Source organism: Sphingomonas paeninsulae, assembly GCF_003660165.1.
GTDB classification, from domain to species: Bacteria; Pseudomonadota; Alphaproteobacteria; order Sphingomonadales; family Sphingomonadaceae; genus Sphingomonas_O; species Sphingomonas_O paeninsulae.
This window is the reverse complement of record NZ_CP032828.1, coordinates 505,509-517,870: the sequence shown is the minus strand read 5'-3', so window position 1 is coordinate 517,870 and position 12,362 is coordinate 505,509. Positions and strand designations below refer to the sequence as shown.

Annotated in this window: 11 protein-coding genes and 2 pseudogenes; 4 read left to right on the top strand and 9 right to left on the bottom strand. The window is 56.8% G+C overall.

The features are described from left to right. Nucleotides 1-9 precede the first annotated feature (9 nt). From D3Y57_RS03675 to D3Y57_RS03665, 3 genes are all read right to left on the bottom strand, one after another. On the bottom strand, nucleotides 10-1,662 hold the full coding sequence (locus tag D3Y57_RS03675) for an FAD-binding protein (protein WP_121151437.1): 1,653 nt from the start codon (nucleotides 1,660-1,662) through the stop codon (nucleotides 10-12). Further along, nucleotides 1,659-1,982 carry an EthD domain-containing protein gene (locus D3Y57_RS03670; RefSeq protein ID WP_162986922.1) on the bottom strand — a complete coding sequence of 108 codons (324 nt, stop codon included), beginning with the start codon at nucleotides 1,980-1,982 and terminating at the stop codon, nucleotides 1,659-1,661. The genes D3Y57_RS03675 and D3Y57_RS03670 overlap by 4 nt, the downstream gene beginning before the upstream one ends. 227 nt (nucleotides 1,983-2,209) lie before the next feature. Then, nucleotides 2,210-2,752 (bottom strand): TetR/AcrR family transcriptional regulator, encoded by a 543-nt coding sequence (locus D3Y57_RS03665; protein WP_162986921.1) that lies wholly within the window; start codon nucleotides 2,750-2,752, stop codon nucleotides 2,210-2,212. 390 nt (nucleotides 2,753-3,142) lie between these two features. Between D3Y57_RS03665 and D3Y57_RS03660 the strand changes: the two genes are divergently transcribed. Together D3Y57_RS03660 and D3Y57_RS03655 are read left to right on the top strand one after the other, a co-directional pair. Next, the gene (locus D3Y57_RS03660) at nucleotides 3,143-4,060 is read left to right on the top strand and encodes a 3-keto-5-aminohexanoate cleavage protein (protein ID WP_239025725.1); all 918 of its coding nucleotides are present in this window, start codon (nucleotides 3,143-3,145) and stop codon (nucleotides 4,058-4,060) included. Between the two features lie 133 nt (nucleotides 4,061-4,193). Further along, nucleotides 4,194-6,524 (top strand): TonB-dependent receptor, encoded by a 2,331-nt coding sequence (locus D3Y57_RS03655; protein ID WP_121151431.1) that lies wholly within the window; start codon nucleotides 4,194-4,196, stop codon nucleotides 6,522-6,524. Between the two features lie 655 nt (nucleotides 6,525-7,179). On the opposite strand, the gene D3Y57_RS20010 is transcribed toward D3Y57_RS03655, so the two are convergent. Next, nucleotides 7,180-7,413: a hypothetical protein gene (locus D3Y57_RS20010; RefSeq protein WP_162986862.1), complete on the bottom strand. Its 234-nt coding sequence runs from the start codon at nucleotides 7,411-7,413 to the stop codon at nucleotides 7,180-7,182. Between D3Y57_RS20010 and D3Y57_RS03650 the strand changes: the two are divergent. After that, nucleotides 7,406-7,846: pseudogene (locus D3Y57_RS03650) on the top strand (ATPase, T2SS/T4P/T4SS family); the annotation flags it as partial. The gene D3Y57_RS20010 and the pseudogene D3Y57_RS03650 overlap by 8 nt on opposite strands. Here the strand turns inward: D3Y57_RS03650 and D3Y57_RS03645 are convergent. Continuing rightward, nucleotides 7,846-8,204: pseudogene (locus tag D3Y57_RS03645) on the bottom strand (transposase); the annotation flags it as partial. The pseudogenes D3Y57_RS03650 and D3Y57_RS03645 sit on opposite strands and share 1 nt — an antisense overlap. Nucleotides 8,205-8,392: 188 nt before the next feature. Here D3Y57_RS03645 and D3Y57_RS03640 point away from each other — a divergent pair. Further along, nucleotides 8,393-8,662 (top strand): helix-turn-helix domain-containing protein, encoded by a 270-nt coding sequence (locus tag D3Y57_RS03640; RefSeq protein WP_121151428.1) that lies wholly within the window; start codon nucleotides 8,393-8,395, stop codon nucleotides 8,660-8,662. Between the two features lie 156 nt (nucleotides 8,663-8,818). Here the strand turns inward: D3Y57_RS03640 and D3Y57_RS03635 are convergent, their stop codons facing one another. The 4 genes from D3Y57_RS03635 to D3Y57_RS03620 form a co-directional block, all read right to left on the bottom strand. Further along, nucleotides 8,819-10,084, bottom strand: coding sequence for a tyrosine-type recombinase/integrase (locus D3Y57_RS03635; protein ID WP_121151426.1), 1,266 nt, complete (start codon nucleotides 10,082-10,084; stop codon nucleotides 8,819-8,821). A 201-nt stretch (nucleotides 10,085-10,285) separates the two neighbouring features. Continuing rightward, a complete protein-coding gene (locus tag D3Y57_RS03630; protein WP_162986920.1) occupies nucleotides 10,286-10,750 on the bottom strand; it encodes a PaaI family thioesterase in 465 nt (154 codons plus the stop codon). A gap of 6 nt (nucleotides 10,751-10,756) precedes the next feature. Further along, nucleotides 10,757-11,539 (bottom strand): SDR family NAD(P)-dependent oxidoreductase, encoded by a 783-nt coding sequence (locus D3Y57_RS03625; RefSeq protein WP_121152102.1) that lies wholly within the window; start codon nucleotides 11,537-11,539, stop codon nucleotides 10,757-10,759. A gap of 22 nt (nucleotides 11,540-11,561) precedes the next feature. Then, nucleotides 11,562-12,353 carry an SDR family oxidoreductase gene (locus tag D3Y57_RS03620; protein ID WP_121151422.1) on the bottom strand — a complete coding sequence of 264 codons (792 nt, stop codon included), beginning with the start codon at nucleotides 12,351-12,353 and terminating at the stop codon, nucleotides 11,562-11,564. Between the last annotated feature and the right edge of the window lie 9 nt (nucleotides 12,354-12,362).

Sequence of the window (12,362 nt, the reverse complement as noted above, 5' to 3'; positions counted from 1 at the left end):
CTAAGCTCTTCAGTGGCTATTGGAAATAGCGTGTTCGGCCGCAATGTACCCGAACACCAGCGATGGCGCGATGCTGGCACCGGCGCCCGGATAACTGTGGCCCATGATCGTCGCAGTGCAATTGCCGGTAGCATAAAGCCCTGCAATCGGCGTTCCATCTTCTCGCAGCACACGTGCATGTTCGTCGGTCAGCAATCCTCCCGCCGTGCCGACATCGGCTGGAAAAATAGGCATCGCATAAAAAGGAGCCTTCTCCACCGTTCCAAGACCCGGCGTCGGCTTGTGAAGCGGGTCGCCGAACAAGCGGTGGTAAGCGCTGTGTCCGCGTCCAAAATCCTCGTCGACTCCGGAAATCGCAATTTCGTTAAAACGATCGGCCGACGCCTCAAGCGCAGCGGCGGGCAAACCGCACCTAATTGCGAGATTCGCGAGGCTGGCCGCCTCCACGATGACCCCCGTCTCCAGCCAAGCCGGAGGGATCGTGCGCATCGATGCGCCGAGGATGAGGTATTTGTTCATATATTGTTGGTCCATGACGAGCCAACTGGGGACCGCCAATACCGTTTTGTTGCGTTCATAGATGCTCCGACCGATCGCAACATAGGAGGTCGCCTCGTTCATGTAGCGCTGGCCGCTGGAATCAACGACGAAACCGTGCGGCTGCTGTAATTCGGGCACGAGATAGGTTCGCACGTCGCCCGGCAACACGGTTCCTGGCAGCCACCAGCTCGCGTCCATCAAGGCGAGCGCGCCACCCATGCCATGCACCATCTCGATCATCTCGCCGGTGTCGCCGGGATTGGCGAGTGTCCAGTCGATCGAGCTAGGCCTTGGTTGCCATATGTCGCGCATGAGGCGGTTCAGCGAGAAACCGCCGGAATTCAGCAGCACGCCCCGGCGCGCACGAATAACAACATCATGCCCGTCCTCGCGCACTATCGCGCCGGTGACCGCGCCGTCCTGCCCCGTCAGCGACTGGATCGTCACACCGGCGCTGAACTCCACGCCGCGCGCAACCGCTTGTGCAAACAGTCGACCATAAAATGCACCGCCCATGCCGACAATTCGGGCGCCCAGTTTGTTGCGTGCCATCCGTAGCGCGACGCGAAAATAGGCGATCCTGCTGGCCCAGGTTCGCCCCCTGCTGCGGAGCGGCACCGTTTCCTGGAACATTACCGGCGGAAGGTCGAAATTGAACCCGATGCGATCCATCCAGATGCCAAGCGTCCGCGCGTCGAACATCGGAGCGACGACTGCACGGCCGCGCACACTACCACCGGCATATTCGCCCTCGTGATAGTCAGAATAGCCGTCACCAAATGCCCAGCGCATCCCGAGCCGCTCCAGAAAATCTAAACACTCCGGTCCCTTTTCCAAAAAGGCCGTGCGACGGCTGCGCGACGAAGCCGGGGTTTCCGGACCAAGACACGCGTCAAAATAAGCGCGCGCTTCGTCCATTGTATCCGCCGACCCGGCCCGCCGCGCGACAGTGCTGCACGGGATCCACAGCACGCCTCCCGAGATTGCGGTTGATCCTCCGAACTGCGACTGCTTTTCGACGATCAGTACCGAAAGTCCCTGATCTACCATGCGCAAGGCCGCCGACATCGCGCCCGCTCCGCTTCCGACGATCAGAAAATCCACCTCACGCGTTTCGCTCATAACGCCGACGTGTTCCCCAGCGGAAAAACCGTAGCTCGCTCATCAACGATAAAGCGCCGAATCGATGCAAGATCGAAGAGCTCCTGTTCGTCTGCGCGCAATGCAGCTGCCTTTTCGGGTGCTTCAAGGGTCTTCATCGAGATTTCGTAGGCGGCGCGGTCTTCGTACCAGAGCTCGGTCACCACATAGCGCCGGACATAATTCACCATATCGGGAATCAATCTAGCGCACAGCGCGGCATGGCGATGCTCATAGCGATCGATAAATGCATCCAGAGTCATACCGGATTTGCGTTTGATCAGGCAGATCGCCTTGAACATGGACATCCTCATTATAGCATCCGTCCGGAAAAAACCGACGAGGGCCTCTATTAATATCTTAGAATGATATGATTACACGGACGGAAGGATGTCAAGAAACCGACGGGACAATTCTGCTACCGATCGACGCATTCAAGGAGTTTTAAGCTACTGAACTGGAGATGGCTGGTATCAGGGAGACAACTGGCTTCCTGCCGTGGCGGCATCGCCAAGCTGCATAAAAACGATCAAGGCTCTACGTTAAACAACCCCGCCGCCACCAGATCGAGGTTGTGGGAAAAGACGGTAGCGAGGGTGTGTGATTGACTGTCTAAACCCTCGACGGAAGCCCTGATGACGGCACAGACGATACTTGCCATCAGCTTTGCACGTGCGTTGCCGGTACCGGCGGCCATTCTTGTTGCCAAGGCAACCGCAAGCCTGTTCTCGGTTTCTACGATAATATCGAGCCAGACTGCACGGAATACTTCTGTTTCTTTCATCAGGCGACGCAGAGTTTGCGACTCGATAGGCGAGTCGGCCCACCATGAAGCGGCGAAAGCGCCACTGATAGCCACGGTGAGGGATTCGGAATCATCCCGATGTATCAGTAGATCGCTAAGTTGGCTTGCCCCCGCAGAAAGGACAGGCCTGACAACATCTTCTTTGCGCGGGAAATAGCGATAGAATGTTCGCTCGGACACTCCAGCGTGTTCGGCCAGTTGCTTTACACTGAACTGCGTCGTGCCGGTCTCGACAAACAGGGCAAGCACCGCCTGGGAGACGCTCATCGCCGGATCGTAACCCGTTGCCTTGTCAGCCGCCGCGTGCGTCCCGTTGGTCGATAGGAATCTCACAAAAAATTCTCCAAATCACTTTAGCATACGCCGTGAAATGTTTCGCGAGTACCCGCGCGCAGCATTTCTGCGCAGGCCCCCCAAAAATCTAGCTCGACCTATTTTATTCTAACATTTTTGATCTTGGCAGTTACTGCCACTTGTGATAATGCGGCAAAATTGAATGATAATCTACCATATATAACGTTCAGTATGAGCATAAGTTAAGTAATATTCGATAACATATCGAATATTAATGCATGAATATCGCATTCATTTTCATACAGCAATTTAGTTATAATTTTTGATGTTCAGTAACATAAAAATGTAAAGGGAACTGATTAAATGTCATCAAGTATTTATAATAAATCCAACTCTCCGGTCGTTCTGGAAGCAGCCATCACGCCATTGCGGAGAGGGGAACCTGTCCAACGCATGGAAAAAACGATAGCCGATGCGCGCGCCTGCTTAGCGGCCGGCGCCGCGATCATTCATCACCATCATGACTTTCGCGCGCCCCGCGAAGAGGGCGTCAAGCAAATGGTGGCCATCGAACGGGCAATTCTCGAGACATATCCTGATGCGCTTATGTATGGCGACTATCTGAAAGGCGACGAGCTTTGGGAAAAGAACGCGCATCTTCGCCCAATGTTCGATGACGGCGTGCTGCGCATGTTTGCGATCGATCCCGGCATTACCCAATTCGATATACTGGATGAACGGGGACTTCCGACGAACAGCAATCTCAATGGGCTAACCTATGCCCAGTCATTTGAGATGGTGCAATTTGCTCAGAAAACCGACGTGCCCATGTCTCTTGGCATTTATGAGCCGGGGCAGCTTCGCTGGGTGCGAGCATATGCTGAGCGCAACATGTTTCCTGCCGGAACCATAATCAAACTCTATTTCGGCGGCCCCTACACTATGGGCCTTCACAAGGTGAAGGGCGTCAACTTCGGCATGCATCCCACGAAAGAGGCGCTCGATATATATCTTTCCATGATGGAGGGCATTGATCTCCCCTGGATCGTGAGCTGTCAGGCGGGCGTTCTGCTCGATACGCCTGTCGCGCGTTATGCGCTGGAGCGCGGCGGTCACCTTCGTGTTGGAATCGAAGACACTGCTGGCGGTACCGAGATGACCAATGTCGAAACGGTCGACGCTGCCCGTGCACTAGCAGCCGAGGTTGGGCGCCCGGTGGCCGAAGGTCGCGACGCAAAAAACTTGCTAAAAGCGAAGCAAAGATCGTTCGCTGACGCCTAAAGGCTCTGCATAGCATAGTTCGTTCAAGAATTGCGGACTTCTGAGGCCGCGCTTCCCAAAAGAGGAGGCCCCAGAGCTCGCATTCGAGAAATGCTGCGCGCCAACGACGCGGCTTATACAACAGGAGAGGGAAATGAGAATCCGTAACTGCGCTTGCAAGCTACTTTGCACGGCGGCGAGCTTACTCGTCGTGCATTCAAGCTTTGCTCAAACAACTTCGCCGCAAAAAGACGAAAATGGGCAACAGGTGGATGGTGAAATTATCGTCACTGCCAGAAAACGACTGGAAACTGCTTTCGATGCGCCGGTCGTCTTACAAGCCGTCAGCGGGGAAGAACTGGGCCGTCGCTCTATCGTCAATGTTGAAGGGTTATCCCGGATCACTCCGCTCCTTCTGATTGGCGAAAACACGGGCGGGGTTCAGGGCGCCCCGATCGCGATACGCGGAATTGCTGGGTCGGAAATCAACCCGTTTTCCGATCAGGCAGTTTCGTTCAACATCGATGGCATCCAGGTCGCAAGATCAAGCGTTCAACGGCTCGCTTCCATGGACGTTTCCAGCGTTGAAATCCTGAAAGGACCACAGGCCCTTTTTTTTGGAAAAAACAGTCCAGGCGGGGTGATTTCAATTCGCAGCGCCGATGCCACCGCTCAATTGGAAATGAAAGTTTCCGCTGGCTACGAATTCAATGCCCACGAAACCCGCTTGGAGGGATATGTTTCGGGGCCGATCACGGAAACATTGGGCGTGCGCGTTGCCGGTTATTTTTCTGGGATGCGCGGCTACATAGAAAATGTCGGCGTCGCCGCTCCCGGCTCTCTTAAATCCTTTGGTTATGGACCGCAGGGGCACGAATTTGCTGGCCGGGTAACACTCAAATATTCTCCGGACGATCGGTTCAGCGCTCGATTCAAATTTGCATACGGCGAAGGAGAAGATACGGGATCGACGTCTACCAATCAGATTTCCGCCTGTTCGGGCGCAACGCCTCAGCTGGCCAGTATCCGGATGGACTGCCAATTAAACGGGCGAACTTCACTGATCGACCCGGGACCTGCATTTCAGGCTATCTACCCCACCAAACATGGGGGCCGCCTCTATTCCGATCGGAATCAACTTCTGTCCTCACTGGAACTCAATTTCACTCCAGTGGACAACGTAACAATAACCTCGCTCACCGGTGTCTATCGGTTTCATACAGAGAATCTAAGCAACACGAGCGCGATCGATATCCAGAGTAACCTGCTTTATACTCCAGAGCGCGTTACCTATCGAGATATCAATCAGGAACTCCGCGTTCTCACGACACTGCCTGGCTTTATAAACGTTTCAGCCGGTGGAATGTACCAGTCCGGGGCCATAGACTATAATAACCGCGCTTATTTTTCACCGGGCGGGGTAATTACCAGCCTCTTCAATGTCGACAATAGCCAGCGGGGCAAATCTTATTCGCTTTTTGGCCAGCTCATTCTTAAACCGGCAAACAATATCGAGCTATCGGGAGGAGGGCGTTATTCACATGAGGATAAGCGGCTTCGGACGATTTCCAGGGGCATCGAGCAGATTTCCGCGGTCCCTGCGGATAGCTGGTCAAATTTTTCACCCGAAGTTACGCTGAAATGGAGCGCAACACCGGACATCAATCTGTTCGCATCTTACCGGCGAGGCTTTCTTTCCGGAGGGTTCAACGGCTCGGCGGGTGGAAATTACACTGGTGTGAAACTGAACTACGACCAGCAAACCGATCGGGGCGGCGAGATTGGGCTCAAGGCTCGCCTATTCGACAAAACTTTGCGACTGAATTTAGCTTTGTTCGACTATGATATTCGGGGTCTGCAAGTTGCGGCGACAACGGGAGTGACCAATCTATCCACCAACGCTGGCAAAGCCTACACGCGTGGCGTCGAGCTAGATGGCGCGTGGACGAGTCCGCTGGCAGGACTCACTCTGCGAGGAGCTGTTTCTTACGACAAAGCCCGTTATGAGCAGTTTACTTTCGCTTGTTACAAGGGGCAATCGGTTTCGCAGGGTTGCAACCTTGCACCGGTAGCAGGCGTATTTACCCAACAAAATTTAGCGGGCCAAGCGATCGTCCGTGCCCCCGAATGGGGTGGATCCGGCGGTTTCAATTATGAAAACATTTCGCGTTTCAAGCTGGGTCTCAGTGGCGATGCCAATTACAGCGGTGGATACTTTAACAACGCATTTAACGAACCACTGGGGCGTCAAAAGCCATATTGGCTATTCGACGCAAGTGCTCGCATCGGGGCCCCCGATGGTCGGTGGGAACTGGCGCTAATTGGACGAAATCTGAGTAACAAATATTATCTCGTGCGGTCGTCTGAGCAACCGTTCAGTGGCGGACCATCAGGGAGCGCATCGGCTAATCGGAATGCAGACATAATCGGTGCACCAAATCGCGGTCGCGAGGTTATGGTCCAGCTGACATTCAGGCTACTGTGATGAGAGCCTATTGTCTTGGATTCGATGGGCAGCTGAAACAGCCGCCTAGGCACCATTCACCACAAAGGCAGAAAGCCTTGGAGATTGGAGGCCGCGATGCCCTAATGTTAAGGGATTCAGATCGTTGAAAGATCACTTTCCTGGCAGAGCGTAGGTGAAAATCTGATCGCTTTTGCCGCTTTGCAACTGGAAATTACCGCACGCGGCGACAACAATGAGCTGTCGTCACACGTGATCCGAACGATAAGGCATCAGCGTCACCCACGGGTGGGCCATTTAACAGAGATGGCCGGTCCGCATGTCAAAGGCGCGCAATGCGTCCCGGCTCACGCCATGTGGTCAAATCTACATTGGCGATCATGCCATAGGTGGCGACTGACAGGGATTACCCAGCAATGGCAGGAATGCCCCGATGCGAAGCCCGAATGACATACGGCCTTGAGCGAAACCGGATATCAGCTCCTCCGTCACATCGTAGTTCGAGCGCTACTCTTTTTCGATATCTCAAGAACAACTAGCGTACACTACCAATATGTTAGTCATGCCCGAGGATCTGTTAGCGTTTGCGTGGTCGGCGCCGATGCGCGACCTCGCCGCCAAACTGAATTTGTCCGACGTGGGGCTCAAAAAGCTCCTGACATCTTATGGCATCATGTCACCGCCGCAGGGGTATCTCCTTGAGGTGAGCAATGTCGGCAGCTTCTGACGCGATTTCCTGCGGCGTTAACGGCGGCGGCCCGGCGGCAGCACGCGACGCCATCACCTTCATAAGGGCGTTGAAGGCTCCGGTATTACCCTTCGTCGCCATGGCGACCTGCTGAAGATACATGACCTGTTCGGCCGTTCCCTCTTCGCCAGCAATGGTCGCGCGCTGCGACAATGTCCGCATGGAGGCCGCACAAGTCGAACGGATCATCCGCCTGGTCGCATCGCACGCCCGCGCCGAAGTGCATGGCGACGCGCCAATCGTATCGGCCGAACTGCCGCCGCACGTTGAAGGCCGGGCCGGCGAGCGGTTCGAAGGCGTGCTCCCGCCCGTGTCGATCGCGCCCTGCTTCTCAATCCGCAAGCCTGCAGAACGACTCTACAGCCTTGATGACTATGTCGCCGACGGCATTATGGCGGAGGCAGCTGCCGACCGGCTGAAGGCCTGCGTCACCCAGCGTTACAACATACTGATCGCTGGCGGCACGAGTTCGGGCAAGACGACGCTCGCCAACGCGCTGCTCGCCGAAATGGCATGGGTCGATGAGCGCGTCATCCTCATCGAAGACACGCGCGAACTGCAGAGTCCGGCAGCCGACACGGTGGCACTGCGCACCACCGCCTGCGCCTGGCGCGACACCGGCAGCGCATGTGAACGGTCGATCATCGTTTTGCGCTCGGCAACAGACCTGCCTTGCCGAGCGCCCCTGACAAAAAATCATTGACCAGCGTCAACTCGCCAATCTTGGCGTGCAGCGTTTTTACATCGATCGGTTCTTCAATCGCGATGCGTCCCTCGGATCCGAAAACCCCGGCAGCTCCTTCCAGAAGCTGGCTCCGCCACTGCGTGATCTGATTGGGATGAACGTCAAACTGCTGCGCCAAATCCGCCAGCGTCTTTTCGCCCTTCACCGCCGCCAGCGCTACCTTTGCCTTAAATGCCGGGCTGTGATTCCGGCGTGGTCTCTTGCTCATCGTCTCTCCTGTTCACGACCATCCTGGTCGCCATCAAGCAGAAACTCCACTTATCGCCATGTTCAGTTTTGCCGAGCCACCTCTTTGATCCCCGCGATGCTGGTAGCGTTTCTGGAGGGAGATCGTGTCTTCGTAAAAAATCGCCCAGCTCGAAATCGGGAAGGCCGGTTGGAGTCTGGAGCGCCCGCATGACGGCCACAGTTCTTAGACCGCGCGATCGTTTGTCGGTGCGCATTCCCGTGGCCGCTGAAATGCTTGGGATCGGCAGAACCAAACTCTACGAACTGATCGGTGCCGGAGAATTCGATGTAATCAAGATCGGAAAAGCGACGTTAATTAAAGTCCGCAGCCTGGAAGCCTTCGTCGGAAAGCAACGCGCCAGCAGCGAGGGAAATCAACCAAACACTCCGCGGCGGCGTGGGCGTCCGAAAACCAGCTTCATTGATCTTGCGGGTTAGTCGCGGATCCAGGACAGCCCCGTCGCCCAAGCCTTCATCTTGAACATCTGCGGGCTCTAGCCTCGAACAGCGGAGACCATCCCCACCCAAACAGGTTTCCAGATATCGCCGCCGCCCGGCGACCGGGAACAAAGCTCATGCTTCATTGCGAAGCGATCACCGCGGAAGGAACTTTCGCCGACGCGGCTGGACCATCGCCGCCATCGGCACGATTTCCGATTTTGTCAGCGGTTTCGCCGTCCGCGGCGCATGCGGATTGGCGGCCGGCTTTGCCGGCGGAACGCAATAGTCAGCCCAATCCTGCATTAAGGTACGCCGCTTCTTGAAAAAGTCAGTGCGCAAATAGGCAGCCCTCGTCTTGCCCTCGACCGCATGAGCCAGGGACGCTTCTGCCACCGCATCAGCAACCTCGGTTTCTTCGGCCGCCCAGTCGCGAAAGCTCGAACGGAAACCATGAACCGTGACCGCAAGGTTCATTCCCCGGACCAGCTCGAGGAGCGCCATGTCCGAAAGTGCCGCGCCCGAGATTCCGCTCGGAAAAATTAGATCGCAATCCTCAACGCGCAACGCCTGAGCCCGCAGAAATGCATCAGTCGCCTGCCGCGACAAGGGCACGACATGTTCAATCTCCATCTTCATCCGGTCTTCAGGGATGGTCCACAGGGTCATATCCTCGTTGAGTTCTGACCAGCGCGCTCCCCGAATCTCGCCGGAGCGGACTGCCGTGAGCACAAGTGCTTCGAGTGCGAGGGTGCTGGCGCACGGCAGCTTCGACTGCAGCCGGACTACAAAACCGGCTACCTTGGCATGCGGAAGCGCTGCAAAGTGACCCTTCTTCTTCGGTTGCCGAGGCAGTCCTTTTGATATTGAGCGCATCGGCGCTTCAGTCTCGCGAAAGCCGTTGGAGAATGACCAGTCGAGCACTGTTCCTATACGCTGCCGAACGCGCCGCGCTGTCTCGGGGATCTCGAGCCAGATTTCGGCGAGGACGTCGCGAATCAGAGGGCCATCGATCTTATCGACCTTTAGCTTACCGAGCTTGGGATAGGCGTAGAGCTCGAGGGTCTTGATCCACTGCTTGGTATGCTTGCCGTTCTTCCAGCCCTTGACCATTTCGGCATGAGCCCTCTTAGCTGCCTGCTCGAAGGTGGGGACGACCTTCTGGACCTTCCGGCGCTCCTCGAGCGGATCTACGCCGGCTGCCGCGAGCTTCCTGGCTGCTGCGGCTTCCAGTCGCGCCGCGCGCACTGGGACGTGGCGTACTTCACCGAGACCGATATCGCGCCGGGTCCCGTCCACCTGGATACGCAAAACCCAGCTCTTCCCGCCCGAAGGCGAGACTTTGAGATAGAGACCGTCGCCATCTGGATAGCGACCGGGCTCGGATAGCGCGCTGATAATGGTCGCGGTCAGCTTTCCCATGCCCGGAAATTAGCACGGCGACCGCCGCGTTTAAAGCCCGGCGCCGAGCTCCAGTCCCACACTCAGTCCCACATCCGTTTCCGGACGACTGCGAACGGCGACGATCAGAGCCGAACAAAACTCTAATAAATCCCGTGCTTTATCAGCATTTGTTGGATGATGGCGAATGACTGTGAAAGCGATTTTGGCGGAGAGGCTGGATTAACCACCCAACTCGTCGATCGGCGGCGCAGTCGGACCGATCCGAAAGATGCCGCTGGCCCGTGCGATCGGTTCACCGTCCACAGTCAGCAGACCCTGCGTGAACACCATGCGGCCGGTGCGTTTGAGAACCTGCCCCCGTCCTTCGACCCATGCGCCCAAACGCGCAGAGCCGAGATAGTCGACCGCCATGTTGACGGTCAGCAGGAAATGATCGGCGAGATCGGGCACGGAAAAACGCGCGGTCAGCGGCAGGACCATGTCCATCATGGTCGCAACCCAGCCACCGTGACAAATCGCCATCGGATTGCAGTGCGTATCGCGGATGCTGAACCCGAAGACCGGTTCAGCGCCCGTTCGATCGATGTACACCGGACCGTTATGCCCAATGAACCCATCGGTAAGGGCCAGCGGTCGGAAACCCGAAGGCACCCGGTCCGCTGTTTTCGTTTCTGATTGAGTCACAAAGGCTCAGCGCGGTGGCATCCGGATCGCGCCGTCGAGCCGGATATTCTGACCGTTGAAATAGCTGTTACGGACCAGTTCCAGAACAAGGCTGCCAAATTCGGAAGGCTTGCCCAGACGCTTGGGGAACGGCACCGATGCCGAAAGGACTTCAAGCACCTTTGGCGGCACACCGAGCATCGGTGGCGTCGCGAAGATACCGGGCATGATCGAATTGACGCGAATGCCGAGGTCCATGAGATCGCGCGCCATTGGCAGCGCGAGGCCATTAACGCCCGCCTTTGCCGAGCCGTAACCGACCTGACCGACCTGTGCGTCCTGTGCAGCAGCCGAAGCAGTCAGCGTGATTACGCCGCGCTCGCCATCTTCGAGTGGCTCGAGTTCCGCCATGCCGAGTGCCGACAGTGAAGCCAAACGGTAGCTGGCAACCAATATGCCGAGGATCGAATATTCGTAATCGGCCGTCGAGAAACGCTTGAAACCACCAGTGTCGCGGTTCTTGCCGACCGTTTTGCCGCCGCGCGATGTCTGCGCGCAATGCACAAGAACGCGTTCCTGGCCGTGAGCGGCACGGGCCTTTTCAAAACCAGCGACAACGCTGTCTTCGTCGGTGATGTTGACGTTGCAGAAAACGCCACCGATTTCCTTGGCAATCGCTTCGCCCTTTTCGGCGTTAAGGTCGAAGATCGCGACCTTGATGCCAGCATCCGCGAGCGCGCGTGCGCTTGCTTCGCCAAGGCCGGATGCGCCGCCGGTAACGACTGCTGCGGTTTGGTTGGTAATCTGCATTATCTGGAGTCCTGTATTGTTGTTAAGTTCTGTTGGCGCTGGCGCGGGCAAGCGACCCTTCGTTGGCCGCATAGGCCGAGCGCGCCTCGATCAAGTCAATGTTGACGTCAGCGGGCAGTGACAGCACGGCGACCAGCGTGGCAGCCATCGTTTGTGGTTCGGTATAGTCACCCGTAAAAGCGGCATGGCCGGTGCGCTTAATCGTCTCGAAAAAGCGTTGTGCGACCTCTGGATCCCATTCTGCGCCACCGGTGCCCCCCGCAACCGACCCCGATCGCAGGACGGACACGCGGATATCGTGTTCGCGCAATTCGTCGCGCAAACCCTGTGACAGCGTTTCCACAGCAGCCTTTGTGGCGGCATAAATGGTCAGATAGGGGAATGGCATCCGCACCGATTCAGAGCTGATCGTGACGATCTGGCCCTTTGATTTACGCAGATGCGGGATGGCCGCACGGATGCACCAGATCGGGCCAAGCAAATTGACCCCGATATGACGCTCGACCTGTTCGGGTTTCGCTTCCTCCAGCAAGAAGGGGAAGAAAATCGCCGCATTATTGACGAGAATGTCGATCGAACCGAAGTGCGCCGCCACCGCAGAAATTGCGGCATCGACCGCCGTCACGCTCGACACGTCGCAGGGGAAACCCGCAACTTTATCGCCATGCCGCGCGACCACCGCGTCGAGTTCGGCAGACGCGCGGGCAAGACACGCCACGCGCGCACCGGCCGCAACCAGTGCATCGACGAAATGGCGGCCCATCCCCTTCGATGCGCCGGTTACGATTGCGACTTTACCAGCGAGTGCGGTCATCGCGCGATC

Coding starts and splice junctions, on each gene's coding strand:
- D3Y57_RS03675 (WP_121151437.1), bottom strand. CDS start 1,662: ATGAGCGAAACGCGTGAGGTGGATTTTCTGATCGTCGGAAGCGGAGCG.
- D3Y57_RS03670 (WP_162986922.1), bottom strand. CDS start 1,982: ATGTTCAAGGCGATCTGCCTGATCAAACGCAAATCCGGTATGACTCTG.
- D3Y57_RS03665 (WP_162986921.1), bottom strand. CDS start 2,752: ATGAGCGTCTCCCAGGCGGTGCTTGCCCTGTTTGTCGAGACCGGCACG.
- D3Y57_RS03660 (WP_239025725.1), top strand. CDS start 3,143: ATGTCATCAAGTATTTATAATAAATCCAACTCTCCGGTCGTTCTGGAA.
- D3Y57_RS03655 (WP_121151431.1), top strand. CDS start 4,194: ATGAGAATCCGTAACTGCGCTTGCAAGCTACTTTGCACGGCGGCGAGC.
- D3Y57_RS20010 (WP_162986862.1), bottom strand. CDS start 7,413: ATGCGGACATTGTCGCAGCGCGCGACCATTGCTGGCGAAGAGGGAACG.
- D3Y57_RS03640 (WP_121151428.1), top strand. CDS start 8,393: ATGACGGCCACAGTTCTTAGACCGCGCGATCGTTTGTCGGTGCGCATT.
- D3Y57_RS03635 (WP_121151426.1), bottom strand. CDS start 10,084: ATGGGAAAGCTGACCGCGACCATTATCAGCGCGCTATCCGAGCCCGGT.
- D3Y57_RS03625 (WP_121152102.1), bottom strand. CDS start 11,539: ATGCAGATTACCAACCAAACCGCAGCAGTCGTTACCGGCGGCGCATCC.
- D3Y57_RS03620 (WP_121151422.1), bottom strand. CDS start 12,353: ATGACCGCACTCGCTGGTAAAGTCGCAATCGTAACCGGCGCATCGAAG.